22 protein-coding genes and 1 riboswitch are annotated in these 26,872 nt (G+C 48.4%); of the genes, 5 read left to right on the top strand and 17 right to left on the bottom strand.

Annotated features, from left to right (window positions below):
- Positions 1-218 precede the first annotated feature (218 nt).
- The 3 genes from CGZ90_RS12545 to CGZ90_RS12535 all read left to right on the top strand — a co-directional run bounded on the left by CGZ90_RS12545 (position 219) and on the right by CGZ90_RS12535 (position 3,168).
- Positions 219-1,859: a hypothetical protein gene (locus tag CGZ90_RS12545; protein WP_094252846.1), complete on the top strand. Its 1,641-nt coding sequence runs from the start codon at positions 219-221 to the stop codon at positions 1,857-1,859.
- A 3-nt stretch (positions 1,860-1,862) separates the two neighbouring features.
- Positions 1,863-2,555: an OmpA/MotB family protein gene (locus tag CGZ90_RS12540; protein WP_094252845.1), complete on the top strand. Its 693-nt coding sequence runs from the start codon at positions 1,863-1,865 to the stop codon at positions 2,553-2,555.
- An 82-nt stretch (positions 2,556-2,637) separates the two neighbouring features.
- Positions 2,638-3,168, top strand: coding sequence for a GNAT family N-acetyltransferase (locus CGZ90_RS12535; protein WP_094252844.1), 531 nt, complete (start codon positions 2,638-2,640; stop codon positions 3,166-3,168).
- A 75-nt stretch (positions 3,169-3,243) separates the two neighbouring features.
- Here CGZ90_RS12535 and CGZ90_RS12530 read toward each other — a convergent pair whose 3' ends face one another.
- From CGZ90_RS12530 to CGZ90_RS12475, 13 genes are all read right to left on the bottom strand, one after another.
- Positions 3,244-3,432, bottom strand: a complete 189-nt coding sequence (locus tag CGZ90_RS12530) for a hypothetical protein (protein ID WP_094252843.1) — start codon at positions 3,430-3,432, stop codon at positions 3,244-3,246.
- Between the two features lie 23 nt (positions 3,433-3,455).
- On the bottom strand, positions 3,456-3,998 hold the full coding sequence (locus CGZ90_RS12525) for an NUDIX hydrolase (protein ID WP_240515425.1): 543 nt from the start codon (positions 3,996-3,998) through the stop codon (positions 3,456-3,458).
- Positions 3,999-4,069: 71 nt separating this feature from the next.
- The gene (locus CGZ90_RS21070) at positions 4,070-4,195 is read right to left on the bottom strand and encodes a DUF3789 domain-containing protein (RefSeq protein ID WP_106408317.1); all 126 of its coding nucleotides are present in this window, start codon (positions 4,193-4,195) and stop codon (positions 4,070-4,072) included.
- 37 nt (positions 4,196-4,232) lie between these two features.
- Positions 4,233-4,319, bottom strand: a riboswitch (cyclic di-GMP riboswitch).
- Positions 4,320-4,990: 671 nt separating this feature from the next.
- Complete coding sequence (locus tag CGZ90_RS12520) at positions 4,991-5,938, bottom strand: DMT family transporter (protein ID WP_094252842.1); 948 nt, start codon at positions 5,936-5,938, stop codon at positions 4,991-4,993.
- 96 nt (positions 5,939-6,034) lie between these two features.
- Positions 6,035-8,140, bottom strand: a complete 2,106-nt coding sequence (locus CGZ90_RS12515) for an alpha-galactosidase (protein ID WP_094252841.1) — start codon at positions 8,138-8,140, stop codon at positions 6,035-6,037.
- 590 nt (positions 8,141-8,730) lie between these two features.
- Entirely contained in the window at positions 8,731-10,725 is a 1,995-nt protein-coding gene (locus CGZ90_RS12510; RefSeq protein ID WP_094252840.1) for a beta-galactosidase, read from the bottom strand.
- Positions 10,726-10,745: 20 nt separating this feature from the next.
- Positions 10,746-11,573, bottom strand: coding sequence for a carbohydrate ABC transporter permease (locus CGZ90_RS12505; RefSeq protein ID WP_094252839.1), 828 nt, complete (start codon positions 11,571-11,573; stop codon positions 10,746-10,748).
- Positions 11,570-12,514 (bottom strand): carbohydrate ABC transporter permease, encoded by a 945-nt coding sequence (locus CGZ90_RS12500; RefSeq protein WP_094252838.1) that lies wholly within the window; start codon positions 12,512-12,514, stop codon positions 11,570-11,572. The genes CGZ90_RS12505 and CGZ90_RS12500 overlap by 4 nt, the downstream gene beginning before the upstream one ends.
- A 443-nt stretch (positions 12,515-12,957) precedes the next feature.
- Positions 12,958-14,037 carry a M24 family metallopeptidase gene (locus CGZ90_RS12495; protein WP_094252837.1) on the bottom strand — a complete coding sequence of 360 codons (1,080 nt, stop codon included), beginning with the start codon at positions 14,035-14,037 and terminating at the stop codon, positions 12,958-12,960.
- Complete coding sequence (gene galE / locus CGZ90_RS12490; protein WP_094252836.1) at positions 14,024-15,037, bottom strand: UDP-glucose 4-epimerase GalE; 1,014 nt, start codon at positions 15,035-15,037, stop codon at positions 14,024-14,026. The genes CGZ90_RS12495 and galE overlap by 14 nt, the downstream gene beginning before the upstream one ends.
- A complete protein-coding gene (locus CGZ90_RS12485) occupies positions 15,034-16,218 on the bottom strand; it encodes a galactokinase (RefSeq protein ID WP_094252835.1) in 1,185 nt (394 codons plus the stop codon). The genes galE and CGZ90_RS12485 overlap by 4 nt, the downstream gene beginning before the upstream one ends.
- On the bottom strand, positions 16,196-17,203 hold the full coding sequence (gene galT, locus CGZ90_RS12480) for a galactose-1-phosphate uridylyltransferase (RefSeq protein WP_094252834.1): 1,008 nt from the start codon (positions 17,201-17,203) through the stop codon (positions 16,196-16,198). The genes CGZ90_RS12485 and galT overlap by 23 nt, the downstream gene beginning before the upstream one ends.
- A gap of 97 nt (positions 17,204-17,300) precedes the next feature.
- Positions 17,301-18,614 (bottom strand): ABC transporter substrate-binding protein, encoded by a 1,314-nt coding sequence (locus tag CGZ90_RS12475; RefSeq protein ID WP_094252833.1) that lies wholly within the window; start codon positions 18,612-18,614, stop codon positions 17,301-17,303.
- A gap of 240 nt (positions 18,615-18,854) precedes the next feature.
- Here CGZ90_RS12475 and CGZ90_RS12470 point away from each other — a divergent pair, with 240 nt between their 5' ends.
- Complete coding sequence (locus CGZ90_RS12470) at positions 18,855-20,078, top strand: ROK family transcriptional regulator (RefSeq protein WP_094252832.1); 1,224 nt, start codon at positions 18,855-18,857, stop codon at positions 20,076-20,078.
- Positions 20,079-20,171: 93 nt separating this feature from the next.
- Here the strand turns inward: CGZ90_RS12470 and CGZ90_RS12465 are convergent, their stop codons facing one another.
- Positions 20,172-20,651, bottom strand: a complete 480-nt coding sequence (locus CGZ90_RS12465) for a site-2 protease family protein (RefSeq protein WP_094252831.1) — start codon at positions 20,649-20,651, stop codon at positions 20,172-20,174.
- 160 nt (positions 20,652-20,811) lie between these two features.
- Here CGZ90_RS12465 and CGZ90_RS12460 point away from each other — a divergent pair, with 160 nt between their 5' ends.
- The gene (locus CGZ90_RS12460) at positions 20,812-21,060 is read left to right on the top strand and encodes a hypothetical protein (RefSeq protein WP_094252830.1); all 249 of its coding nucleotides are present in this window, start codon (positions 20,812-20,814) and stop codon (positions 21,058-21,060) included.
- A 52-nt stretch (positions 21,061-21,112) separates the two neighbouring features.
- Here the strand turns inward: CGZ90_RS12460 and CGZ90_RS12455 are convergent, their stop codons facing one another.
- The 3 genes from CGZ90_RS12455 to CGZ90_RS12445 all read right to left on the bottom strand — a co-directional run bounded on the left by CGZ90_RS12455 (position 21,113) and on the right by CGZ90_RS12445 (position 26,575).
- A complete protein-coding gene (locus tag CGZ90_RS12455) occupies positions 21,113-21,637 on the bottom strand; it encodes a GNAT family N-acetyltransferase (protein WP_094252829.1) in 525 nt (174 codons plus the stop codon).
- A 2-nt stretch (positions 21,638-21,639) separates the two neighbouring features.
- Positions 21,640-21,978, bottom strand: a complete 339-nt coding sequence (locus CGZ90_RS12450) for a hypothetical protein (RefSeq protein ID WP_094252828.1) — start codon at positions 21,976-21,978, stop codon at positions 21,640-21,642.
- Between the two features lie 250 nt (positions 21,979-22,228).
- The gene (locus CGZ90_RS12445; protein ID WP_094252827.1) at positions 22,229-26,575 is read right to left on the bottom strand and encodes an alpha-amylase family glycosyl hydrolase; all 4,347 of its coding nucleotides are present in this window, start codon (positions 26,573-26,575) and stop codon (positions 22,229-22,231) included.
- Positions 26,576-26,872: the final 297 nt, after the last annotated feature.

Below are 26,872 nucleotides of genomic sequence, written 5' to 3'. Positions count from 1 at the left end.
CCTTGTTTAATAGCTCTGATATTTTATTGTAACGTAAACCGAGGCATAAGGATATGGGGTACGGTACCATTTTTCATCTTCCCGCATGAACACCAGGTTCATTGAAAAAGGTACCGTACCCCAAACAAGTACCCAAACAACAAACAAGACCCCGAACAAAGTTATTTTCCCTCCGTCTTGTACATACATTTAAGACAAGATGATTGGGGGTATGCAGGATGGATATGTTGACTTCAGTGGTTGTCGGTATAATTGGCTTGCTCGTATTTATGGGGTTTACCGGGCAGATACAGGCGGGTTACCGCTTCCGCAAATGGATCCGCGAGCTGCAGGAAATGGATTCCCATACGCACGCAGAATCCGCTGGCACTGCCGCCACACCGCGCTCGCGCTGGCTGCAGAACGCCGTGAACGAATACCGTGATTTTCATATGTCTGGTGTCTCTAACCTGAACACACAGGCTCTCATAGAAAAGCATCTTTACCAGGAAAGGCTTGCTGTCATGGGCATCATCCGAGTTCCAGCAGGCAATGCCGTCAGGCTGCTGCAGCAGCTGCCGTCATTCACGATCATTCTCGGCGTCATGGGAACGTTCATCGGCCTGACACTCTCACTCATTGCGATGCAGGATACACTTCTCACTCTCGGCAATCAGTCCACGTCTTCCACGATGACGATGAACACGATCCTTGCTGCATTAACCGCTCCGTTTCAGGGGATGAGCGTAGCTTTTATCACAAGTATCGCCGGGATCGGCGGAGCTTTTATTTTAACGATTCTCCAAACAGGATTCCTGTCGCGCGGCGCTTCTCTTCCTTATCTTCAAGGCAAGCTGATGGCAGAGGCGGAGAACTACCTCGATCACCGTTACAGCACCCATCTTTTATCCCAAAAACCGCAGGATTCCACTGAGCGCTTGCTGGACCGACTCGCGTCCAAGGTGCAGGAAAGCTTTCATAGCACGCTCGGTGAATTCGCGACCCAGATGGTTCAGTTTACCGCTGGACTGCAAAACGGCCTTGAAGAAGTAAATGGAATACTGGCGGCACAGCGCACAACTTCAGAAAAATTTGCGCAATCGGCTGTACAGCTTGAAAAATTCGGCCAAAGCTTCCATCAGACGACCGAAAAGCTAGGCTCGATTCAAAAGACGGTCGACCAGAGCATCTCCGCACTTGCAGCCAACATCGCTTCCTTTGAGCAGCAGCTGAAAAACGCGAACGACCGTCATACAATTGGACAGCAGAAATTCGAACAGCTGCTAACGCGTTCGGATAAAATTTTACAAGAATCTCAGCGCAGGTCAGAGGAGCACGCCCAGACACTCACTAGGGCGCTGCAGGAGCAGCTGCAGCATTATAAGGATCAGCACGATGCGCTCGAGAACCGCCTCGCGCAAAAGCAGGACGAATGGCATTACCGCTATGCCGAAAAACAAGGTGAATACGGCCGTGCCGCGTCTGACTTCGCCTCAAGCGTGCAGCAGCTTGAGAAAGGCTTCCATTCGGCTGTCGAACATATGAAGCGCGATTTTGTCGATCAGCTGCGGAACATGATGGACTCCCGCGACCGCCAGCTGCAGCAGATGCTGTCCAGCCCTGGGCGTGAGGACGAAATGCGCGACCTTTCACGAACGCTCGAAAACATGTTTCACGGGCTGAGCCGCACGCTTTCTGAATCGAACCGCAGTGTCACAGATTCCAACCGTACGCTCGGAGATATGCACCAGCTGCTGCAGCGCATCTATCAAGCAGCATCGCAGCCGCAAGTCGTGTATGAAACGAGGCAACCTGCCGCCATGCAGGGGCCGGTCATCGAACAGCCGTATGTTACACCTCAGGAATTAAGGAGGCGGTAACATATGCGTGCGAGGCAGAGTTATTTTCAGCATGAGGAGGAGCCGAAAGAGATCTACTGGCCAAGTTTTACCGATATGATGGCGATGATGGTGCTCGTCATGGTGTTCGTTGCGATTATCGCGTACGTTCAGAGCATCTACAACGCGTACGACCAGGCGCAGATCAAGCAGGAGCTGCAGCAGGTGGCGGACGTGAAAAAGCACATCTCTGATCTGATCGAAAAGCAGCTCGAGAAAAACGTCGGTAAAGACAAAGTCGTCCGAGGACCGAACAATACGATCTCTGTCGACGGCAACATCCTCTTCCCAACTGGAAGCGCCGAGATTTCCGATAAAGGAAAGCAGGTGCTTGCCCCTCTCGCGAACGCGCTTGCCGCAATAATTGAAGAAAAAGACATGAGCCAATATTTGTACATCATCCTGATCGAGGGCCATACCGACTCGGTTCCATATGACAACTGGACTCTCTCCACACAGCGTGCCGTCGCGGTCGTTGATTACCTGGCTGATGCGAACCCTAAACTGGCAAAAAAAGAGTACGCACAGTATATGGCCGCCACCGGATACAGTGAGTTCAAACCGATCGCCAAAGGCAGCTCGCCTGCCGCGCTGCAAAAAAACCGCCGCATCTCTTTCCAGATCATACTCGACGACGATAAATGGCAGAAGAAACTGAAGACGATCGTCAGCCAATAAAACAAGAGTCTAGCAAACTCTTGTTTTTTTCTTTTTTGTAATGGTAAAATATGACTCCATCGCTAATAGGAGGGAAAACCTGATGACTTTAATAAAAAAAGTGGATACAGCCGTAATCCGCACAGTCCGACTGGAGGATGCGGAGGCCGTTTTAGCTATTCATCATGAGGTAGTCGGAGAAGGCGATTATTTTATCGCAGTAGCAGATGAGTTCAACAAAACCGCCCAGCAGCAGCGCGAATGGATTCAAAAGATTTTAGAGAACCAAAGAGACACCATGCTCGTGGCGGAAGTGGATTACAAGCTTGCAGGATGGATCGTTTTTATCTCACAGGAACGCAAGCGCCAATCTCATACAGGCTCTATGGCCATCATGATTAAAAAGGAGTACCGGAACATGGGGCTCGGCAGAACGATGATCACAGAGCTGCTGTCGTGGGCAGAACAGAATCCGCTGATTGAAAAAGTCTTCCTAGGGACGTTTTCTACCAACACGAGAGCGATCTCGCTCTATAAAAGCCTCGGTTTTGTGGAGGAAGGTCGCAAAGTGAGAGAATTCAAGTTCAGCGATGGTGAATATGTAGACGATGTACTGATGTATAAGCTTGTTTAAGAAGCATTAAAAGACCCTAAAAAATAACAAAAACCACAAAAGAATTTTATCTTCTGTGGTTTTTAATTTTTGATTTTATGAAACAACCTCAAATTTCAAGGTGTTACGATTTACTTGAATATATTCTCCTGTAGTTTTATTCATTACTTGGGAAACTTCCTTGGTATGTGTGATCTCATGCCAATCATTTTGTATATCCACCAATATTTTTTCTTCCACATCACTTTTTCCATATTTCACACCGCTATAAGATAATTTCGTCATCGCCATCATCCCTTTTTTAATGATTAATCTACTTCAACGCTTCTCACAGCTCCATTATTTATTAACCCTTTTTGTATCTCTTTTAGTACAAATGTTTCCCGATTCAGCCAGCTGTTTTTCTTAATTTGCCCGGTAAGACTTTCGTTTTGCTGGATGGCATCATCTAAGTTGACCCATTTTGGTGTGAAATCTAGTTCAGACTCGTAGTCATCAAGTTGTTGATGAATTTTATCTTCGCTTGTTAATTCGCACAAATAATAATGGGAAGTCATTTGAAACAAAACATTCTCGTTAAATTCGTCCATTCTCCGTTCAATTACGATGCCTGCTTTTTTATTGACAGCGCAGTTTATGTACCCTGTTTCTTCTCTTATTTCCCTCTTAAGTCCTTCAGAGTGATCTTCATTCTCTTCCACTCCGCCTCCGGGAAATTTATAGTCACCTCTATTCGATTGGACTAGCAAAATTTTATTATTACTCATCAAAATAGACCTGACGGCAACTCTTTCGCGGATGCTTTTGTATTGTTCGATTTTAGACTCTTCAATTACCAAGCTGAAATTCAAATTACCACCTCGTTATCTATCTTTCTTTGAATCAAAAAAACAACCCGATGGCCAACTTCGGCCGCTCGGGTTTAGGATGAAAAGTCATTGTAAAAACGTTCACTCGATACATCTGAGCGTTTGGCCACAATCATGAGGCTCATGTAGAACACAGCCGCAATCCCGCCTGCAAAGCACCCTAACACAAATGTAATCATACGTTACTCCTCCTGTTATGTAATAATGGAGGCCGTTTCCGGCAACTGGCTGGCATAGCGGTTGTCCGCCTTAGCCCCTGTAGCTTTGCGCCGCTGCTTTTCAACAGCTTTGCCTTTATGTCTTTTTATGTGTCTTTACACCATTTTAGTACGACAAACCCTGACATTACAACATTATTGTACTATTGAAAAGTTAGTTAACACTTCCACTATCTAACAATTTTTAAACCTTTATAACTTATAAATGTCCTGCGCTTTTAAAAAAAATACCGCTGCTTGAGTTAATGCAGCGGCGGCTAGAAAATCTTTATTTATAGGGGGGTACTTACACGATACCCGCTTGTGTTTGGTTTTAATCATCTTTTTTCAAAAGTCTTTTAAAGAATTCAGAGTAGTGGTTGATCTCCGTTTCAGGCGCACGCTTTCCGCGGGGCGGGCGGTGAGCCCCTTTGCCGCTGCGCGCCCTTAAAGGGTCTCACCTGTCCCACTCGTCCCGCTGGAGTCGGCGCCTTACACTCCAATCAACTTTATCATTGATGTAATCAAGATGATTAAGCGAATATATTAAAATAGAGAGCCAAGTAATTGAACAAAAACGTAACCACCTTTGGATTAGGCGATGTTATAAAACAAAGCGTACAAAATAAACAATCTTTTAGAAAGGATCCTTTCAAATAAAAAAAGCGCTGCCGCCGAAATCGGCAGCAGCCAAAGGGTAAACTTTAAAAGGGGATATAAACAGGATGCCCCGCTCCCTGTTTTTTATACACTATTTTCAGAGAAAACTAGATTTGATTATCCTGCCTTCTTTTGCAGCGCAGAACCGGCTGCATTTCGGGCTGAATAAACCGCATGAGCATACATGCCGATCATGATGATCACCATCCCGCCTATGGAAGTAATAGACGGCACAGCGAGCGACAAGAAAATCATTTCGGCTGCCAGGACGAATACGATCTCAGCCGATTGCGTCGCCTCGACAGCCGCAAGCTTCACCGGATTGCCGCCGCACATATCGGTCGCTTTAAAAAAGAGAACCGTCGCGATGACACCTGAAGATATCGCGACAAAAACGGTCTGTACAAGCTGTCCGCTGCTAGGCGGCCCTGCCGTCACGAATCCAATAACAGCGAGCACAATCCAGACCGGAAGAGACGCGATCGTCATTCCGAGCGCCCTCTGAAACGCGTCCAGTCGACCCTTTGTATGCTGCATCATTTTCCGGTTGCCGAGCGGATACGCGAATGCCGCAACAAGAACCGCGAGCACACAGTACAGGCTGTTCATGCCCAATCCGCTGCGCGCTTCTTCCCATTGCACGAGTGCCACACCAACAAGGATGATGCCAGAGAAAAGCAAGCCTTTCAGCGGAATCGACTGGCGCTTTCCGTTTTCGTAAAAAAATGGGACGAGCAGCGAGCCGGCGATGATCGTGATCTGCCACGTCGATGCGACGAGCCATGCTGCTCCAAATCCTGCAGCAAACGTGATCGGCGCATAAAAGAGCACGAAGCCGACCGTGCTCCATAAAAACCAGACGCCGAAGTTCTGTCTCAGCTCATTCAAAACTGGCTTTACGTTCCCGCGGAGCCAGACAATTCCCCACAACAGCGGTACCATGTAAAAAAACCGGAGCGATGAGCTCCACAGCCAGCTTCCGCCGGACAGCTCCATCGTGCGGTTGAGCACGAACGTTACCCCGAAAAACAGCGCGGCCAGCACGCCGAGCAATATCGCTTTCATATTCCGTCCCCTTTTCTGCTTTCATGTTGTTCTTATTGTATCTTATGAAACGCAAATAAGAAAAAGCCGCGCTCAGGCGGCTTTCCTTATCACGGCTCATATTCTTTCCAGCACCCAATGCATCGAGTCGAAATCTCCTGAAGCTGTCCAATGGATACCGTGCTGCATAAAGTAGCTGCCGCTTGCTTCGAGTTCTGCGCCTACTAAACGGTAGTTAGCATGCGGATCAAGCCCTTTCCATTTCAGCTTCACATACCGTTCGCCAAACTGCTGCTGCAGCAGGAATGCCAGCATGACCGCGCTGTTTCCGTCCTCACTGACATATTGCACCGCTGTTTTATCTTGCGGCAGCAGGATCCGGTACTGCTTTCCATCCTGCACGATATGGCGGATTTTTTTATACTCGGCGATCCAATCCTTCGCCTCCGCCAGCTCCGCTTCGTTCCATTCATTCAGATTTCCGCCGATACCGAGCGAGCCGGCCATCGCACTCCGGAACCGGAACGCTAAAGAAAGCTCCCGTCCAGACAGCCAGTTCGGTGAATCCGTCACCCAGCACATCATCGTTTTTGGATTATAGGCGTAGCTGTAGCCATCCTGAATAGATAACCGTTCAGCCGCGTCCGTATTGTCGCTCGTCCAAACTTGATCTGTACGTTTCATCACACCAAGATCGATACGCGCGCCGCCGCCTGAACACGATTCGAACTCCACGTGCGGAAACTCCTGACGCAGCTTATCAAGAATGCGGTAAAGCCCTTCAGTATGGCGCACCCACACCTCTTTCTGCCGGCCTATTTCACGGTCTGGCCAGCCTGGCTCTGAAAAGGCGCGGTTCATGTCCCATTTGATAAAATCGATTGAATAGGAAGACAGCAGATTTTTCATAAACGATAAAATATACTCCTGCACTTCCGGTCTGCCGATATTCAGCACATATTGATTGCGTCCCTCGGTCCGCTCCACTTCCGGAAAGTGATAGATCCAGTCCGGATGCTGCCGGTACAGATCGCTGTCTGGGTTCACCATCTCCGGCTCGACCCATATCCCAAACGACATTCCCAGACCGTGAACGTGATCGATAAGAGGCTGCAGCCCGTTCGGAAATTTCCTCTCGTTCACGTGCCAGTCGCCGAGTCCCGCACTGTCGCTATGGCGCTCGCCGAACCAGCCGTCATCGACAACAAACCGCTCCACGCCAAGTGATGCCGCCTTTTTTGCCAGCTTCTTCTGACCTTCTTCTGTCACGTCAAAATAAGTCGCTTCCCACGAGTTGTATAGCACTTTGCGAGCTGTGTTTCTGTGATTTTCAGGCAGTATCAACTGCCGCTGAAAATCGTGCGCTTTTCGGCTCATGCCGCCCAAACCTTCGTCACTGTAGCTTATATAAAAGACCGGTGCTGTAAACGACTTCCCTGGATCAAGCTTCCACTCAAAATCAAACGACTGCAGCCCGCCGTTCACGGAAACAAATCCAAACGTATCCTGTTCGATGTTGATTTCCCAATTGCCGGAGTATGCCAGATGGCCGCTCCACACCTCGCCGCTGTCCTCATTCGCTCCGTTATCGAGCGCAAACCAAGGGTTCGCCTGATGCGATGTGCCGCCGCGCCGGCTTTCGATCGTTTTTCGCCCAGGGGTGAGGGCTGTCTGCTGCAGCTGCGTCTCGCCTGTCCATTTTCCTGCAAGATGGGAGAGCCTGTAGTCACCGCCCCATGGCAAAGCTGCCTGCAATGACCTCACCGCTTCAAGGGCAAGCGCCGATTTTCCTTCGTTCTTAATCACCTGGCTCCGTCCGATCACATCATATTCGGCATAAAGCTCATAATGCAATTCCACTTCTGTATTGCGCGCGTTATCGCTGAGTGTGATGACGAGCTTATCATCGTTTGCGGTCTTGTACCCTGAAAATTCGAGGTTCAGTGCGCGTGTCCCGTCTTCGTACCTTACTTTAAGTGACGGCTCCGTATACACCATCTCGCCCCATGGAATGTAGTCGTATCCCATCACACCACGCGGCGACTCGAACGACGAGTGCGGGATCACGTCCGGTGAAAGCTTGCTGTAATCGTCATGGTTTTGCAGCTTTTTTCCCCAATAAACGGCGGTCATGTGCCCTTTTTCTCCTGCTTCAAGAACATATGCCATTGTACGGCCCTCAAGAATGAACCGTTTTTCCTCATTCGTCACATAAATCGGCATCTTGAACCCTTCTTTCGTGTAAAATATTTTCGTATTAAACTAGTTGCCATTTAAGAATTCAGAGAAGTAGTTGATCTCCGTTTCAGGCGCACGCTTTCCGCGGGGCGTGGCGAAAAGCAGAAACGGCTCGTTCAGCCACGACAAGCAAAAGGGAAAGGGGCCGGTAAGTCGGTCTTTGACTTATTGGACACTTGCTCTTTTGACCTCGAGGGGCTAGCCGTTTTCTGCTGGACAGGTGAGCCCTTCCGTCGCATGCGCCATTGGAAGGTCTCACCTGTCTCACTCATCCCGCTGAATAAGGAAGGCTACGCAGCAAGACATCGCACGAAGAAAATGTGACCTTCATTTTCGAGGAGTCGGCACCTTACACTCCGACCAACTTTCTCAAAGATGAATTCAAGATGATCAAGCAAAAGAATTGAACGGCAAATGAAGCGTTCCATACGTAAACAGAAACAATCTTTTAGCAAACTGTCCACCCTAGATTCTCCTCAAGTCAAAACAGCCTGCTATCAACATTTTTTACTACTCTTCAAGCTCTTCCTATATGCAACAAAAATCAGAGAATCTCTCCTCTGATTTTTGTTTTCTTACTCTTTTACAAGCACGTATGAGTCGATTGGCTTTAGTTCGATTTCTCCGTTGTACACTGTTCCTGTCATCGGGTCTTTCCAGTTACCGTCTGGCAAAGGCGCATTATGCTTTTCAGCTGTAGAGTGGTTCAGCACTGTAAGGTAGTTTTCACGCTGCAACATTTCTACCTCTAGCGGCGTTTCATGAGCAGCGACGCCAATCTCCGCAAATATTTCTTTATAAAGTGCGGTCATCATTTCTGGCTCAAGTGCGGAGCCGACATAATAAACCGTTCCTTTGCCGTACGAGTTTTTCGTGATTGCGGCGGTCCCTGTATAGAAGCAATCCTCATATTCTGCGAGCACTTCCGCACCATTAGGCTCGATCAGATCGCACCAGATCTCAGCTGATGACTTCCTTCCTTCCAACGCCCCAGACACTCCTTTGACAGAGTTCGTCTGGCCCGTCTGCAATGATTCGTATTCGTGAATGTTGATGCCTGCCAACTCTGCCAGTTCACCCGGCAATGTTTCGCCGGTGACGAAGTTGTTTGGCTTTTTCACGCCAGATCGGTAGGAGAAGATAACCGTTCCGCCGTTCGCTGCATATTCCTTGAGCGACTCCGAAAAATGCGGATCAGTCAAAAAGTATACTGGCACGATGACCGCTTTATGCTTTGATAGATCGCTTTCTCTTGCCACGACTGCCGTATTCACGTTTAGATCGTGAGCCGGCGCGTAAAAGCGGAGCAGCTCGCGGCGGTAATCAAACGCGTCGCTTTGCGGCTGGATCTGCCATGCCCAAGCGTTCTCGGCATCATAATAAACGCCGACCTCAGGCTTTGGCTTTGCCGCGATCCAATCGTCACCGAACGTTTTCAGCGCGGCAAACACTTCTTTAACCTCTTCATATTTGCGCTTCGGCTTGCCGTCATGGTCTAAGATGCCGTGGCAGAACTCCTCTGTTCCGAACTGTGCTGCACGCCAGCGGAAATAAACGATCGCTTCCGCTCCGCGCGCCACGGCCTGGTACGTCCAAAGCTTGATATGTCCAGGCCGAGGCAGATAGCCGATACGGCTCCAGCCTTGCGCGCCGGAAAGCTCCTCGAGCACCCAATATCCTTTTCCATCTTTTGTCGACAAACACAAATCATGCTGAAACGCGATCGCTGCCGGCTTGATCGGCTCTGGCAGCCCGCCCCAGACAGGGTAGTTATCGAACGAGATAAAATCGAGGTCCTTTGCGATATCCCGTTGTTTTTGCGCGAGATCAGTGAATACAAAATTGTGAGTGATGAATTGATCCTTCCTGATGTGCGCGCGCAGCGTATCGACCTGCAGCTTATTGTAAGATGTGTAGCTGTCAGCACAGAACCGGTCAAAGTCCAGCAAAAGACTTGGATTATGCTCTTGATAGACTTTGCGCGGTACGGGAATCTGCTCCCATGCGGTATACGTCTGGCTCCAGAACACCGTGCCCCACTCTTCGTTCAGTTTATTTAAAGAACCATATTTATTTTTCAGCCATTCCTGAAAAGCTGCACGGTCTTCTTCGCCGTAAGAGCGGTCCGATTTTTCATGGCCATATTCGTTGTCGGTCTGCCAGCCGATGACGTTCGGGTGCTGGCCGTAGTGCTGTGCCATTTTTTCTACCATCTTCCGAGTGAAATCGCGGTACTTCGCGCTATTGACCGTATAATGACGCCGCGCACCAAACGAAATGGTCACGCCATGATCGTCTACCGGCAATATTTCAGGATAACGGTGCACCATCCATGCCGGCGGCGTCGCGGTCGGCGTTCCGAGAATCACATCGATGCCGTTTGATGTGATCAGCTCGATCGCTTCATCATACAGCGAGAAATCGTACACTCCTTCTTCAGGCTCCATCAGCTGCCAGCCGAACTCCGCGATGCGGACGACGTTGACACCAAGCTCTTTCATCAATCGGATGTCTTCTGGCCAGCGCGATTTTGGCCACTGCTCCGGATAATAATCCACACCAATATACATGATCGCAAAACTCCTTTTCGCTATTCTTTAACCGATCCGCCGAGGATTCCTGAAATGAATTGCTTTTGCAGCAATAAGAAGAAAATCATGATCGGCAGTGTTGAAATCGTCGTGCCGAGCATTACCTGTCCGTAATCGATGCGCGACATCCCGATCAGACTCGAGAGCGCCACAGGCATCGTGTACATGTCCTGTGTGTTCAAGACCACGAGCGGCCAGATGAAGTTATTCCACTGAAACATGAATAGGAAGATCGCTACGGCTGCTAGTGCAGGACGCATGGTCGGCAATACGACGGTAAAGAAAATCTTGAACTCTCCTGCTCCATCAACACGTGCTGCTTCTAAAAGAGAATCTGGCAGCGCGGCCATGTTTTGTCTCATCAAGAAGATGGCAAATGGAAATGCGAGCTGCGGCAGTACGACCGACTGGTACGTGTTCAGCCAGTTTAGCTTCGCGAACACCTCAAACAGCGGAATGAGTGTTACCTGATACGGAATCATGATCGCGATCAAAAGCATGAAGAAGATCGCGTCTTTACCTTTAAAGTGAAACTTTGCAAACGCGTAGCCTGCCATCGTGCACATCAACACGCCGAAAAATGTGAATGTCAACGTGATGATCAGGGAGTTGGTCATCACACTGGCGATGTCGATCGATTCGTTCAGGTTGCGGAAGTTTTCCAGCAGCTTGTCCCCTGGAAGAAAGTTCGGCGGAACCTTGAAAATCTCTCCTGAACTGTGTGTCGCGCTGACGAACATCCAATAAAAAGGTCCGACAGAAAGGATGACGCCAAACAGCAGCAGTGTATACATGAGTACCTTTTGCAAACCTGTCTGTTTATTCATTTGCGGTCACCTGCCACTTTCATCTGGATCCATGACAGCACCACGATGATGGCGACAAGCGCGTAAGCAATCGCGGATGCGTATCCAAAGTCAAAATAACGGAATCCGTTTTGGTATAAATAAAGCGTGATGGTCAGTGTCGAATTGTTCGGACCGCCCTTTGTCAGGATGAACGCCTCATCAAACAGCTGCAGCGTTCCGATCGTCGACAGTACAAAAGTGAAAAGAAAGATTGGCTTCAGCTGCGGCAGTGTGATGTAGAAAAACTGCTTCACTTTTGAAGCTCCGTCCATGCTTGCTGCTTCATACAGCGAGCTCGGGATGTTTTGCAAACCTGCTAGGAAGATTACCATGTTATAGCCTGTCCATCTCCACGTGATCGCCATCATAAGCGATACTTTTGCCCAGAACGGGTCGTTCAGCCAAGCAATTTTTTCAATGCCTACTAGACCGAGCAAGTAGTTGACGAGGCCGTAGTTCTCATCGAGCATGATCATAAAGATAATGGATGATGCGACAAGTGCTGTGATCGCCGGCATAAAATAGGCGACTCGGAAAAATGATTTGAATTTTACAAGCTGCGAATTGAGCGCGACTGCGATCAGAACCGCTAGGAAAAGCTGAACCGGCACTTGCACGATTAAGATAAGAAACGTGTTGCCGAGCGCCTTGTAAAAGAGCGGGTCATGAATGAGGCGAGTGTAGTTCGCGAGCCCTGCAAACACGTACTCTCCGTCAGTGTTTGTTTTAAAGCTCATAATAAATGAAGAGATCACAGGATAGAGAGTGAAAAGGATATAAAACAGTACGGCCGGCAGGATAAACAAATACGGCGCGTTCTGCGGTGTGATCCATTTTTTCTTAGATGACGCTTTAACCGGTTTCACAGGCGTTCCCTCTCTTTTGTTCTGATGATCGCTTTGTATGTGAAGCTGTGCCATGTAATCGCCACCTTCCTTTTTAAAAGCGTTTTCATTATTACTTTGCGTATACTATGTTGTTGTGAAAGAAATCAGAGTAGTGTTGATCTTCGTTTCAGGTGCACGCTTTCCGCGGGGTGAGAAGTGAGCCCTTCCGTCGCATGCGCCATTGGAAGGTCTCACCTTCCCACTCATCCCGCCGGAGTCGGCACCTTACACTGCGATCAACTTATCAATGATGTAATCGAGATGATTAAGCAATTTAATGAAAGAATCAGTATCTGCAATTGAACGAAAATGATTCCTCAGATTACTCGTTGAAGATTCATTTCCACTTCAGAAGCAATTCCGATGATTTTTCTACAAAAACAAACCTTTTAGTAAATAATCTTATTAAGTTACTTTTTTAAATTAATTTATTATCAAGAGTATAACATATTATAAGTGTTCGTGAAGATGCCTTTTTACCTGATTAGAATGTCTGGACGTAGCAGTTCGCGGCCTTCGAGCATTACCCTCTGAAGGGGCCAGTTGTCTGATTGTGTCAGGATTTCAAAGCCGTCTTTTTTCACTAAAAATGTGTCTTCTGACTTTACCCCGGGAAGTGATGGGTTCCATGTGAACACTTGATTTTCCTTTACGATCTCATCACTGGAAGCTGTGGCGATGAACTCTCGGGAATCGTAGCCAGTCGGTCCTCCCTGGTGAAGGAATTTCCAGTCCTCAGGGCGGCCTTCTGCTTCGTACTGCTGGATGCCCCGGCTGATCACATCCCCTGTGCGTGCTCCGGGTACGGTCGCTAAAATCATTGCTGAATCGATGCGGGCCAGCCGCTCCTTGAAATCAGTGAGCTCTTCTGGCAGCGGTCCGAAATGCACGACACGCGTCAGGTTGGCTACAAGACCGCCGCGCTCTGCGCAGATGACCACAAGCGCGTGTTTCTTCAAAGGCTTGGCTGTCGGTATCGGATGGCGGTAATGATAGATGCGCTCGTCTGTTGCGACGAGCAGCACCTGCGGCTTTATGTTCAGCGATACCGCCTTTTTGGCGATGAGTCCGGCAATTTCGTGCTCTGTCTGCCCTGGCTGAATTTCTTTGCACGCCGATTCAAGCACCCAAGCAGCGTCACGGCTTAACTCCCGATAGCGGCAGATTTCAGCCGGCAAAAGGGTTGACCGGACCGTGCGAAGCTCTGCGGTTACGTCGATCCAGTCGAGGAAAGGTGTATCGGTTCCCATCTTCCGCCCGCTGCCCAAATCCTCAAGTAAAGCGTCCGTTCCAGTGAACCAGTCTTCGCACACGATCCGTACGTTCTCATCCCAGTTAGAAAGCTCTTCTTCCATAATCCTGCGCTCTTCTGTCTTTGTAGTGACGAGCACGACCTCATCTGGAAGTACAACCAGATCGGCTACACCCTCAGGAGCACTGCGGACAATATGATTTTCCAAGCCTCCTGTCACCCAAGAAAAGTTATTCTTTTTTCGCAGCAGGACACCGTCCAAGCCTTTGTCTTGCAGCAGTTTCCTTATTTTATTGAGAGGCATGAGAAACACCTTCTTTTTTAAAGCCTGCCGGGTGATGAACATGCCAGTTCCATGCGTGCTGCACGATTTCTTTCAGTTCTGGGTATTGCGGCTGCCACCCAAGCTCAAGTTTTGCTTTCTCTGATGAAGCAATCAGGATTGCAGGATCGCCCTGGCGCCTTTCAGCTATCTTCGCTTCGATATCGCGTCCTGTTACTTCACGGCACGTTTCAATCACTTCTTTTACCGAAAATCCTTTGCCGTTTCCAAGGTTGTAAATTCCGCTCTCCTTCGCTGTACGAAGTCTCTCAACTGCTTTCACATGCGCTGCCGCGAGATCCATCACGTGAATGTAATCTCTGATGCACGTGCCGTCTGCTGTAGCATAATCGTCACCGAACACGCTGACACTTTCACGCTGTCCGAGCGCCGCTTGAAGCACGATCGGAATAAGGTGGGACTCAGGGTCATGGTCCTCCCCGATACGCCCTTCTGGATCGGCACCCGCTGCGTTAAAATAGCGTAATGCTACTGACTTCAAGCCATATGCACCGTCTGCCCAGTGCAGCATCTTCTCGATCGCAAGCTTCGTCTCTCCGTAAGGGTTCGTCGGAACGGTTGGATCGCTTTCTTGTATCGGGATGCTTTTCGGCTCGCCATAAGTGGCGGCAGTCGAAGAGAAAACAATGTTCTTCACATCATGTTTAACCATGGATTTTACAAGGGCAAGTGAGCCGGCGACGTTGTTTTCATAGTATTGAAGCGGGTCATTCACGCTTTCGCCGACAAGAGAGTGTGCTGCAAAATGAATAACCGCGTCGATCTTGTGCTGCTCGAAAATCTGGTCCAGCACCGCTTCATCTGTCAGACTGCCTTCATAAAAAGGTATACCGTCAAGCACCGCCTGCCTGTGGCCTTTTGTAAGGTTATCAAGCACCACGACAGTCTCGCCTTTTTCCTTCAGCGCGAGAACCGTATGACTGCCAATGTATCCTGCCCCGCCAGTTACAAGTATGCTCATATCGTCTTCACCCTTCCTTTTTCTTGAACTCCGTCACCGATATCACAAACATAAAAGTCGGCATTCAAACCTGTCTGCTTCTCGTAAGCTGCACCGACCTCTGTCATGAAATGATCGACCCGTTCACTTTCCACGATGGAAACCGTACAGCCGCCAAAGCCTGCACCTGTCATACGAGAGCCGACACACCCGTCATGCTGAGACTGAAGCACAAACAATGTGTCCAGTTCCTTTCCTGTCACTTCATAATCTTCTCTCAGCGACAGATGCGACTGCTTCATATAGTCACCGAACAGCTTCAGGTCACCCTTTTCAAGAGCATCTACCGCTTTCAGGACACGGTCGTCCTCAGTCACTACATGCCTTACTCTTTTTCTAATAACCTCATCTTTGATAACATGCTCAGTTTTTTCAAAGTCTGCAAGAGAAAGGCTGCCCAGATTGCGAAGCCCGGGAATATGCTGCTGCAGCTCGGCAAGACCCTGCTCGCATTCGCTTCTTCGTTCGTTATACTTCGAATCTGCCAGTCCTCGCCGCTTGTTCGTGTTCGTGATCACTAGCTTGCAGCTTCCTATATTCAAAGGTATTCTTCTAAACTCATTGTTATCGCAGTTCAGGAAAACAGCCATGTTTCTTTTGCCGAACCCGACTGCGAATTGATCCATGATCCCGCTGTTCACACCAATAAACGTATTCTCTACGCGCTGGCACAGCAGTGCGAGTTCAAGCTCACTGATCTCGGAGCCTTCCAGACGGGAAAGCCCGTAAGCTGTTACCATCCCGATCGAAGCCGACGATGAAAGACCTGCACCGTTCGGAATATTTCCGTAATAAAGGATGTCCGCACCGCTCATCTCCAGTCCGAGCGTCTGAAGCTCCTTGACGATTCCTTTCGGGTAGTTCGCCCAGTCATCTTCTGCTTTATTTCCGATCTCCTTTTTGGCGTCGAACGATACCGCGAGCGGGAAATTTTCGCTTCTGACATGAAGGATGCCGTCATTCCGCTGCCTCACTGCCATATATGTTCCGATTGTCAGAGCAGCTGGAAAAACAAAACCGCCGTTATAGTCGGTATGCTCGCCGATCAGGTTCACTCGTCCTGGTGCGAAAAAGAGTCGTATATTGTCGGTATTTCCCGAGAAATACCGAGTGAATTGATCAATCAGCTGCTGTTCGTTCATGCTGCTCCACGTCCTTTTCTGCTCTGTATTCCTCTGTACACTGACGCAAGATCGCTGCGTTATCCTCAACCTTTGTCGGATTGGCAGCCGCCCATCCTCCTGTCTCAGAGGATGAGTTAAACTTCAGACGGTCCTTCGCACGCAGCGGAGGGTAAAATTCGATATGAAAACGGTAAAATTCATCGTACTGTTCATCGTTGTTGGAAGGCCGCGGGTGCATCGTCATCATGTAAGGAAAAGGCCGGTCGTAAATGCGGTCCATCCCGCCGACAACATCCTGTATGAGCATCCCAAGTTCTTCTTTTTCCAGTTCGTCAAATTCAGTCAGCGCGGTCTTTTTATCCTTTGCGACGATAAATACGCCATAAGGATAGTCCGTGAAAAACGGGATAAAAGCGATAAAGTGCTCTGTTTCAGCAATTACACGTTCACCGAACCTTTTTTCTTCCTTCACCATGTCATCAAAAAGGTTGCGGCCGTTGTCAGCATAATACTCTCGGCAGGAATCAAGCTCCGTCCTCACTTTTAGAGGAATAAACGGGTACGCATAAATCTGCCCGTGAGGATGAGGCATCGTCACCCCTACTTCTTCTCCTCTGTTTTCAAACGTCATCACGTATTCGTGGTTTGGATCTGCATCCAGCTTGGCGAACGACTCTGTCCAAAGGTCTACAAGCTTCTTCATGTGCGGACGCGACAGATCTGGAATCGTGTCATGATGTCCAGGCGAGTACAGTACAACCTCACATTTTCCGTATGCTTCTTTTGTTTTATATAGCCCCCCGCCTACTTGATCAGGTTCAGGCGGCTGCGGCGACAGCACCGGAAAATCGTTCGTGTAAAGGTGGACATCATAGTCAGCCGGAACCTTGCCTGACTCCGGGCAGAACGGGCAGAAGTCTTTTGGCATGTGTGGACGTTTTGCCCTGCTCGCCGCCACCATCGTCCAATCTTTTAAAAGCGGATTATATCGAAGTTCAGCCATCTTGCAGCACTCCTCTTATTTTATTAATTAATTTAATTTACTATCTTGTTTAAAATGAACGCCCGGATTTTCGTCCAGGCGTTATTCTTTTGCTTTTTTACTCGATGTCACGGTTCGTCTCGTTCTTTAGACTCTCTGCAGCTTCCTTCAATACTTCTGCCACTTTGTCATTGGACAACAGCGCCTTACCTTGGGCATCTGCCGCATATTTCAGTGCGCGTGCATAATCTTCTGTGTAGTTAGGCGATGGAACATCCTGCATTTCATCCGCAAACATCCTGAATACTGGCTTGTTGTTAAAATACTCGTTTCTTTCATCAAAGTATGGATCTTCGTACGTACTTAGAAGTGACGGGAAGATTCCCTTCTCCTTCAAAGCTGTCATCTGTGATTTTTCGTCTGTTGTGAAAAATTCGGCAAACGCATAGGCTGCGTCTATATTGTCAGAACCCGCCGGGATGACGAGGTTTGATCCGCCGAGGTTAGCAGCGCGGTTTCCATCCTCTTCGAACGACGGAAGCTGGAACACGTCCCATTTCCCTTTCAGATCAGGTGCCTGATCGATAATCGTACCAGAGTACCACACACCGAATGGAACGGTTGCCACCTTGCTGTTAACGGTTGCGGCTACTGTCCCGTTCCAGCCGTCCGCGTTAACGACAAGGTCCTCTTTCTTCATGTCCTGAATTACCTTCAGCGCGCGTTTCGATTCTTTAGACGCAAAGCTGATCTCGCCTTTTTTGTTAAAATAATATGCGTCCTGCTGGTTCAGCATCATGCGGAAAAGTGCATCGTCTTTCGCCACATCGACCGGCAGCATCTGTACTCCTGTTTTTTCTTTGATCTTCTTTCCTGCTTCAATATAATCGTCCCACGTTTTTATCGAATCCGCATCGACACCTGCTTTTTCAAACAAATCAACACGGTAGAAAACGCCTGTTGGACCGCTGTCCCACGGAAAAGCGACAAACTTGCCATCTTTATCCTTCGCTACATCGATCTTGGACTGAGAAAACTTCTTTTCATGCTTATCGAATCCAAGCGATGAAAGGTCAGCCAATCCTTTCGGGAAGTTGTTTTTATAATTATCAAGGCGGTCATCTTCTACTAAAATAACATCTGCCAGTCCTGAACCGTTGGCCGCAAGTCCGACTGTCAGTTTATCGTACACATCCAGGCGACCGATATCTTCTACCTTCACCTTTACATCCGGATGCTTTTTCTTGAAATCTTTCACTGCCAGTTCCATCGACTGTGCCGCTACGTTCCAGCCCCATACGGTGATTTCTCCGTCAATCTTCCCATCTACTTTTTTTGAAGCCAGCTCAGGAGTGCCGCCGTTCCCCGAACAGCCTGCAAGTGCTCCGGCCAGCAGTACCGATGATAAAGCCGCAGACAAAACTCTTTTCATATGATGCCCTCCTTCTTATTGTGAAAAAGCATTGCAGAAAACTTTATTAAATTAAATTAGTAAGTTCAGAGTAACATAGGTAGTCCACTTTTGTGAAGGTTTTATTGAATACGTTTTCAAAATGGCATATTTCTATTATTTCTCCTTTCTTTTACTTTTATAAAAGATGATGTATGATGAAAAGAGACTTTTTAAAATTAATTTATAATGGAAACATATACATACAAGGGGGGCATGAGGATGAACACAAAATATATGGCCGGCAGCTTCAAGCTCATGAAATCGCTCAACCGTTCTCTGATTCTGAACACGATTCGAGAACATGGCCAGATTTCTCGCGCTGAAATTGCAAAGCTGACAAAATTGACGCCTCCAACCGTAGGAAACATCGTAAAGGAACTTTTAGAAGCAGAAATCGTGATTGAACAGAGCCAAGGTGTGTCAAAAGGCGGAAGAAAGCCGACAATGCTAGTCATTAACGCACGCAGCTTTTTCATGATCGGTGTAGATGCAGGACCTGCTTCCGTTCACGTGATTATGACCGATCTTAACGCAGACATCGTTCAGATGCATGAAGTTCCTCTGAAGCCTGGCATCACTGAAGCTGACTTCCTGAACCTAATGATTTCGGGGATAAAAGAGGTGATAAACAGCGGCAAAGCATCTACTGACCAGATTATCGGAATTGGTGTTGCGATGCACGGGATCGTCGATATTGAGAACGGCATTTCGCTGTTTGCGCCAAACCTTCAGCTTCGTGATATTCCGATAAAGGAAACACTGGAGAAAGAATTTGCGATGATCGTGAAGGTCGAGAACGATGCACGTGCGATGGCGCTTGGCGAAACTTGGTTCGGCAACGGCAAAGACGTCGATCATTTAGTGTGTGTGAACGTCGCATCTGGAGTTGGAGCCGGTGTTGTCATCAACGGCAAACTGTTTCACGGTGAGCACGACCTTGCCGGCGAAATCGGCCACATGTGCATCGATCTGAACGGCCCGCGCTGTACTTGCGGCAATTACGGCTGTCTGCAGACTCACGTGTCCGGTCCGGCGATCGCTGACCGTGCGGCGCGCGATCTTTCTCTCGGAAAAGAAAGTATACTGCGCGATATGGCTGGAAATTTGAACGAGCTTACTGGCGAAATGCTGCATGAAGCAGCGCAGAAAGGCGACCGTTTCAGCATCGAGCAGTTCGAGCTGACAGGACGTTATCTTGGAATCGGGCTTATTAATCTGATCCACTTGCTTAATCCGAAGCGCATCATCATTGGAGGCGGCGTGTCCCTTGCTGGCGATTATTTGCTAGAAAGTGCGCGGCAGACCGTAAAAACACGCGCTCTGACCGAGTCAGCCAAGAATACCGAGATCGTATTATCGAAACTTGGCAAAAACGCTGCCGCGATCGGTGCGGTTTCATTGATTTTGGTTGAATTGTTCAGTACGAAGGCGAATCAGTCATAAAGTGCACGCCCCTTTTCGTTAGTGAAATTGGGCGTGTTTTTTGGTTTTAAAAATAAAAAAAGCCTTAACGCACTCGGCGCCAAAGCTCACCAATCACCCATATGGATTCTTCTCTGCTTGTCCAAACCTTATCACGTCAAGTGCCGCTTTCCCGTCGGTCGGCAGTCCGTTGTGCTCGATCGGGATAACTGAGAAAAAGATAAAGTAAAACGAAAAGTACATGAACTGATAGAAAAAGATGTCTGGTTCAAACACGTTGTAAATCATAAGTGTGTTTACAACTAAAATACTGAGCAGGTTTAAGGTTGGTCCACCTAGGTAGACAACCACCTGACGCCATTTTTTATCACAGTTTAAATTTTTATATTCACACCAGCCGTCCCAAAAGTACACCTTCCGGATCTTGCACGGACCTAGTTTCACGAGCAAATTTCCTGCGCCAATATGAATGTCTACCTTGCTGCCGGTCAAACGTCCCGCAATCATATGTCCAAACTCATGAGTCAATGTCACGAGCGGCGCCACTAAAAGAAACGAAAATAGGAACTTTATCACATCTGCAACTCCGAACATTATACCCACCTCCTGCACTAGAAGAAGTGTTCCCTCTCCATCTATCGTTAAACTAACCAATTGTACCCATTTTTATGTTAGATATATCACCGAATGTCTTAAACAAACCGTTAAAGGGAATACCAAAATAAGAATCTTAATATGGCAGGAGATGATGGCATTGCGTTATTACATCAACATGAACAAAAGCGTAGAAGAAGAGTACGGGAAAGCGTTCTTATTTGATCCTGAACGGTGCAAGGAAGAGAATGATGAAATTGAGGTGCTGAATGAAGCCGATCCGCGCGACTCTGGCAAGACATACATCTTTCCGGAATCGTTTTTACTGGAGATATCCGAGGATGATTATCGCGAGGCGCTTGTATCGCTTGGCGCTACAGAGAAAATTTTAGAGAAATACAGCAAATGAACCTGCGGCGTGCAGGTTCATTTTTGTGTGAAGGCATATTTTAAATCATATTTTACAGAACCTTCCCCATAATCACATACGGCTTGAACGGATCCGGTGTCGGCAAAAAGTTTTCGTTTATAGCAGACCAGTTCATACTTTCGTATAGCCGGCGGGCGGATAGATTGTCACACTGAGTCGTTAGTACCGCTGTTTTATGCGCGGTATTTGCAAGCAAACCTTCAGCAAGGCGCTTTCCAAGGCCGTTTCCTCTGTATGAGGTTTCCACTGCAAGCTCGACAAATTCGAAGCAGTCATCCAGCCACTTTTGAGATTGTTCTGGGGTTAGCACCTCTTCCAGCAAGCCTCTGTAATACTGCCCTTTTGCTGAAGTGTAGCCGTAAGCAAATCCGGCAATTTGATTATCGCTAGTGAACATGGCAATTCCGCGGAACCCTTCATATGACGTGTGCCGCTTCAGCCGCTCTAGAAATGCGCTCTCCTCGCCGCCCCAAACACGGCTGTAGCAGCGGGCGATCTCGATCAGTCCAGCCTCGCTTGTATCAAGGTCTTTCACTGTGAAAATAACGGTATCCATTCTTACCACTCTCTCCACTCTTCAGTAATATCTTCTTCTGAATGCAGTCCAGCGATTTCTGCTGCGGATTGAATAAATTCACAGAGATCCTCGCGTTCACTCGTTTCGATGTAATCGTCATATTCCTCATTCAGCTCATTGAGCCGGGTGACGACTTCTTCTACAGCCTCCATGATGTCGTCTTCATCCGCTCCACTGCCAAGCTTTTGCAAGGTGCTGATGTACGCATCGAGCACTTTATTCGTCACGCTGATATTCTCCTCGTTAAAAAAATCGCCATCCTCATCGTTTTCCAGCCACTCAGCTGTCGGTTTTTTCGATTTTAGCTCTTCAAATGTCATTTTATCCTCCATAACGTGAGATTTTCCTCTGTTTTTCTATAATTCTACAGATCAAAACAATGCCCTTTTTGTTTATGGCCGTTTTTTCACTCGCTATGTGCCATTTTTAGCGGATATGTGCCATTTCTGAGGCTTATGTGCCGTTTTAAAAAGTTATGTGCCATTTGACAAATTTCGACACGATAACGCGTCATACTAACTTAAAAAACCCCTCTCCGGCACACGGCCGGAGAGAGGCTCATCAATTCATTTACTTACTGTTCACCGTAAACACGATATCCTTCGTGTTTTTAGCGATCGCACCGCCGTCGTTCTTGAAGATGCCGGATTTGTTCGCTTCAGTCGGTTCGATGTGAATCTGCAGCTTGTTCTCGCCTGCCGCCAGCTTCACTGTGTGCGAGAAGGTCATGTCGTCGTTCACTGTAACACTCTCGCCGTTGATCGTAAGCACGCCTTGCTTGATCGCGTTGCCTTTCAGCGTAATCGTATCGCCCGCTACATCCTGGCCGTCAGCATGTGAGGTGATAACGACTGGCTGATCGATCCAGCGCAGAATCTTGTCCTGAATGACCATCTCGTTGCCGCCTTGGTTCGTTACGACAACAGACATGTCGGTTCCCGGTGCGCCATAGCCGTAGTAGCTGATATCATCGTCGTTCGGGTTGCCTGGCGTATGGTCGGCTAGGCCTTCCTGATCCCAAGATGCGTTCTTCACATACTTGTATGTCAGCACTTCGCCTTCCTGCGCTTCAATCGTATATTCATAGTCGTTCGTAACAGCGCCGCCGCGTGTCATCGTCCATGCGCCCGTGTTCCAGCCGTTGCCGCTGCCCGGTATGGAAATGCTCGCACCTTGCTCGGTGTAGGAAGGTGCGTTCACCTTGAACGTTACCTTCACCATCACAAGGTCAGGCGTCACATTAACTGCATTAGACTTCACAACGTTACCAGCTTTATCGTACAGGTGGATCTCGTAGTTATAAGCCGTGCCGTTCGCCACATTCAAGTCTTTATATGTGGTTTTGCTAAGATCCAGCAGTCTGTCGATGATCACGCCATCGCGCACGATCGCTGCCATGTACGGATCGTTCGCTCCGTCCACAGTCCAGCTCAGATTTACCTGGCCAGATTCCTGTGATGGCTGCTTAAGCGCTATGCCTGCTGCCGGCGGCGTATTGTCATCGCCTTTTACAAAGTTCACTGTCTGCGATGCGCTCGTTACCCACGTGCGTCCTAGATTCGTTGAGAACGCATAACGGTATTCGTAGCTGCCCGTATCAACTGGCAGGAAGCTCGCGCTGTACACGTTAGACGTACCGTTTTGCGCTGTGTACGCTGCCTTCACATCTGTCCATACTGTCTTGCCTGGCTCTTTAACTTGAAGCTTGCCGAGCAAGCCTTCCGCTTCATCGCTTTCTGTTTCACCTTTTATAAAAATGTCAGCAGTTACGGTTTGCGATTGCGATAGATCAAGCGTGCCGTTTGCCAGCTTCGTCACGTTCTCGATGCTGTAGTTGCCTTTCTTAAGTTCCACATGCGGGATGACCGCTTTCGGTGTTTCTTTTTTCACAGATTCATTGCCGTTCTTGTCGATCGCGGCTACCGCAAAATAATATTTACGGCCATTATCGAGGCCTGTTACTGTGAACGTGTTTCGTTTTGTTTCTCCTATTTTCTTATAAAACGCTCCGCTCACCGTAGTCTGATAGACAGCATATGACTTCGCACTGCCTTTCCATGCGAGAAGCGCTTTATGGCTGTTTTCAAACGCGTACACTTGCTTCACACTGTCAGGCCGCTTGTTGTTCTCGCCTTTTTCTATTGTGAGCATGCGGCCCGTCATCCCGGGTACCGTGATGCTAAGCTTGCCGTTTTTCACTTGCGCTTTGTACGCTTTGTCGAGCTGGTCTTTCAGCTGAAGACCGTTTACAAGAAGATCGGCTACATTCAGCTCAACCGTTTTCGCTTCATTTCCGCGGTTCGTGATCACGATTGCCGCATCTTTCTTGTCTGTTCGGCCATACGCCATCACATCGCCTTTTGCGTAAAGGTTATGAAGCTTGCCGTAGCTGAACAGCTCATGATAGTCGCTGCGCACTTTTCCGACAGCTTGGTAGTGTTTAATAAGAGTCTTGTCTTCCGTGCCCCATGGGTATGTGCGGCGGTCGTCCGGATCCTTGGAGCCGGTCACACCTGCTTCATCGCCGTAATAAACGGTCGGTGCGCCGGCATAGCCCATCTGGAGTACAGCTGCTAATTTTAAACGTTTAAGTCCTAATTCATGGTCATACTTTTTATCGAGCTCAGCACGCTCGTACGTGTCTGTTCCGTTTCCGAGAACGAACGCCGCACGCGGTGTGTCATGCGAGCCCATCAAGTTCATGAGCGCGTAGAACGCTTCCTGCGGATAGTCTTCAAACACGGCGTTCAGCTGGCTTTCCGCACCTTCCGCGTTGCCGTTTTTCAAATAATCAATCAGCGCACCGCGGAAACGGTAGTTCATGACCGAATCGTACTGGTCTCCAAGGAAGTATTTGGACGCGTCATCCCAGATCTCGCCGAGGATAAGCGGATCGGTGTCGCTTCCCGTTTTCAGCTCGTCACGGAACTCGCGCCAAAACTCGGTATCTACCTCGTTTGCAACATCCAGACGCCAGCCGGATGCGCCGCGGTCGAGCCATGATTTTGCAACTGAATCATCGTCATACATGATATAATCTGCGAACTTTTCGTTGTTCAGCTCAGAGTTGTAATCCACCGCTTTGCCAGGGATGGACTCGATTTCAGGCAGCGAGTCAAAGCCCCACCATGCCTGGTATTTATAGACGCCGTTCACTTTTTCATTGTCGATGTTAAACCAGTTATGGAAGCCGTATGGGCTGAAAGTCTGTCCTTCTGCTGTTAATTTCGCTTCAACCTGCTTTTTCGCTGCCTCTTCTGAAGTGCCTTTGTTGACGAGGTCATAAACTGCAGACCAGTATTCGTACGCGCCTACTGTTTTATATTTGCTGTAGCGGTCAAAATAGATCGAATCATCGCCGACGTGGTTGAACACGCCGTCCAATATCAGATGCATCTTACGCTTTTTCAATTCTTTTGTGAACGCCTTAAACTCTTCCGGTGTTCCGAACATCGGATCGATCGCTTTAAAATCTGTCGCATCATACTTATGGTTGGATGCGGCGTGTGCTACCGGGTTCAGATAAAGCGTGTTTACGCCAAGAGATTGAATGTAGTCGAGTTTCTGCTTGATGCCGGCAATATCGCCGCCAAAAAAGTCGTTCGACCAGATGCTGTCGCCTTTGTAGTCAGGATTTTCTGCCTGGCGTGGATTATCCGGCAGATTGTTCCACTGCTGGTGCTCGATCGGCTCGGTGCCGCGAGCCGTTGTCTTGGCTGTATCGTTCTTTTTATTGCCGTTGTTGAAACGGTCTGGGAATATCTGATATACGACAGATTCCTTCATCCAGTCAGGTGTTTTGTATGCTGGATCAAAAACAGTCATCTGGAAAAGGCCGGCGTTGCTGTCAGCTGCCGCTCCTGTTCCGCCTTCTTTCGTATCCTCACCGTACTCTTTCTGGCTTTCGCCATCACGCGCGATAAACTTGTAGCCGTACACGCCTTTTTCTTTTGGCGTCACGACCGCTTCCCATAGCTCAACTTCTTTTCCGTCAAGCTCAAGCCAGCCCGCGTATTCCATGTTGATGACGTTCGTGCTGCCAGAGTTGTAGTTTCTCACATACGCTTTCGCCGCTGTCAGGTCGCCCTTCTTTGCCTGTAGGCGGAGCTTGACCTTGTCTCCTGTTTTCACAGCCCCGAATGGGGTACGGTACGCGTTATTCCATGTGTCATGATACAGCTTGTCGCTCTGAACAGAGCCGTCCGGCACACCAGGATCGTAATCGGTGTAAACCGCTTTTGTGTCGTGGTTGTAGAAGAACGTAATGCTCGCGTCCTTCAGCACAGCAAGCTTAAAGTTGTCCTGCGGGTAAGCTGGCTTGTCCCAGCTGTTTCCTAGCACAATTTTGAACTCGTGCTTGCCTTTTGGCACTTTCGCACTGTAAGTATAGATGTTATCCCCGTCTTCATCTTTTAAAATAGCAGTAGATTCAGAGGGAGACCACTCGCCGCCCGCGTTAAGATCAGGCTGGATATCGCCTACGATACGCGGAAGATCGGATTCTGGAAGCGCCACAGGAATCGTCACTTTATGTGTCGTATCGTCGTAAATGAAGGTCACGTTCGTTTCCTTGTCGAGCGTCATCTTGTAATTGTCGCCGCCCTTCACGCCATCTACTCCATAATTCTCGTCCCAAGACCCGTTGATGGCGATCTTGTATTCATAGCTGCCAGCCGGCAATGTACCGGATAGCTTGTACTTTCCGTCAGGCTGCTGCGCCATAACAGTCTTCGTATCTGCAGGGTCCCATTCTTTCTCTGCGCCAAGTTCATTCTGCAGGCTCCCTACGAGCGTGACCGTCCGTCCTTCTGCGTTTGCAGATTGCGGTGCAGCTGTGAGCGAAGTTGCAAACGCTTGCACAAATAGCGTCAATAAAAGAACCCAGCTCATACCGCTGCGAAAACTTTTACTTCCCATCTTTCATCCCCCATTCGCTAGAGAAAGCGTTTGCATAATTTCCCACCACAAGAAAACGCTTTCACGCTTTATTTCATTAAACCACACCATCACCACGTAAAGAATAGGACTTATTCCTTATAATGTAACGACTGCCTTTTTGAAGAAAAAATTATAAATTGTGGGGTCCGGTACTATTTCCCAAATATTGCCCTGCTGTTATAATAGAATAGCGTAATATACCAATTTTCGACTTTATTTGAGATGTTTGGCACACACGGCTTTTTTAAAGTGTACCGGACCCCTAATCTCAAAATC

The organism is Fictibacillus aquaticus (assembly GCF_002245695.1).
Taxonomy (GTDB): domain Bacteria; phylum Bacillota; class Bacilli; order Bacillales; family Fictibacillaceae; genus Fictibacillus; species Fictibacillus aquaticus.
The sequence above is the reverse complement of the archived record's forward strand: the minus strand, read 5'-3'. Positions and strand labels throughout refer to the sequence as shown.

Coding starts and splice junctions, on each gene's coding strand:
- CGZ90_RS12530 (WP_094252843.1), bottom strand. CDS start 3,432: ATGACGAAATTATCTTATAGCGGTGTGAAATATGGAAAAAGTGATGTG.
- CGZ90_RS12445 (WP_094252827.1), bottom strand. CDS start 26,575: ATGGGAAGTAAAAGTTTTCGCAGCGGTATGAGCTGGGTTCTTTTATTG.
- CGZ90_RS12535 (WP_094252844.1), top strand. CDS start 2,638: ATGACTTTAATAAAAAAAGTGGATACAGCCGTAATCCGCACAGTCCGA.
- CGZ90_RS12495 (WP_094252837.1), bottom strand. CDS start 14,037: ATGCCTCTCAATAAAATAAGGAAACTGCTGCAAGACAAAGGCTTGGAC.
- CGZ90_RS12485 (WP_094252835.1), bottom strand. CDS start 16,218: ATGAACGAACAGCAGCTGATTGATCAATTCACTCGGTATTTCTCGGGA.
- CGZ90_RS12455 (WP_094252829.1), bottom strand. CDS start 21,637: ATGGATACCGTTATTTTCACAGTGAAAGACCTTGATACAAGCGAGGCT.
- CGZ90_RS21070 (WP_106408317.1), bottom strand. CDS start 4,195: ATGATTACATTTGTGTTAGGGTGCTTTGCAGGCGGGATTGCGGCTGTG.
- CGZ90_RS12545 (WP_094252846.1), top strand. CDS start 219: ATGGATATGTTGACTTCAGTGGTTGTCGGTATAATTGGCTTGCTCGTA.
- CGZ90_RS12520 (WP_094252842.1), bottom strand. CDS start 5,938: ATGAAAGCGATATTGCTCGGCGTGCTGGCCGCGCTGTTTTTCGGGGTA.
- CGZ90_RS12470 (WP_094252832.1), top strand. CDS start 18,855: ATGAACACAAAATATATGGCCGGCAGCTTCAAGCTCATGAAATCGCTC.
- CGZ90_RS12500 (WP_094252838.1), bottom strand. CDS start 12,514: ATGGCACAGCTTCACATACAAAGCGATCATCAGAACAAAAGAGAGGGA.
- CGZ90_RS12450 (WP_094252828.1), bottom strand. CDS start 21,978: ATGACATTTGAAGAGCTAAAATCGAAAAAACCGACAGCTGAGTGGCTG.
- galT (WP_094252834.1), bottom strand. CDS start 17,203: ATGGCTGAACTTCGATATAATCCGCTTTTAAAAGATTGGACGATGGTG.
- CGZ90_RS12540 (WP_094252845.1), top strand. CDS start 1,863: ATGCGTGCGAGGCAGAGTTATTTTCAGCATGAGGAGGAGCCGAAAGAG.
- CGZ90_RS12515 (WP_094252841.1), bottom strand. CDS start 8,140: ATGCCGATTTATGTGACGAATGAGGAAAAACGGTTCATTCTTGAGGGC.
- CGZ90_RS12475 (WP_094252833.1), bottom strand. CDS start 18,614: ATGAAAAGAGTTTTGTCTGCGGCTTTATCATCGGTACTGCTGGCCGGA.
- CGZ90_RS12505 (WP_094252839.1), bottom strand. CDS start 11,573: ATGAATAAACAGACAGGTTTGCAAAAGGTACTCATGTATACACTGCTG.
- galE (WP_094252836.1), bottom strand. CDS start 15,037: ATGAGCATACTTGTAACTGGCGGGGCAGGATACATTGGCAGTCATACG.
- CGZ90_RS12510 (WP_094252840.1), bottom strand. CDS start 10,725: ATGTATATTGGTGTGGATTATTATCCGGAGCAGTGGCCAAAATCGCGC.
- CGZ90_RS12465 (WP_094252831.1), bottom strand. CDS start 20,651: ATGTTCGGAGTTGCAGATGTGATAAAGTTCCTATTTTCGTTTCTTTTA.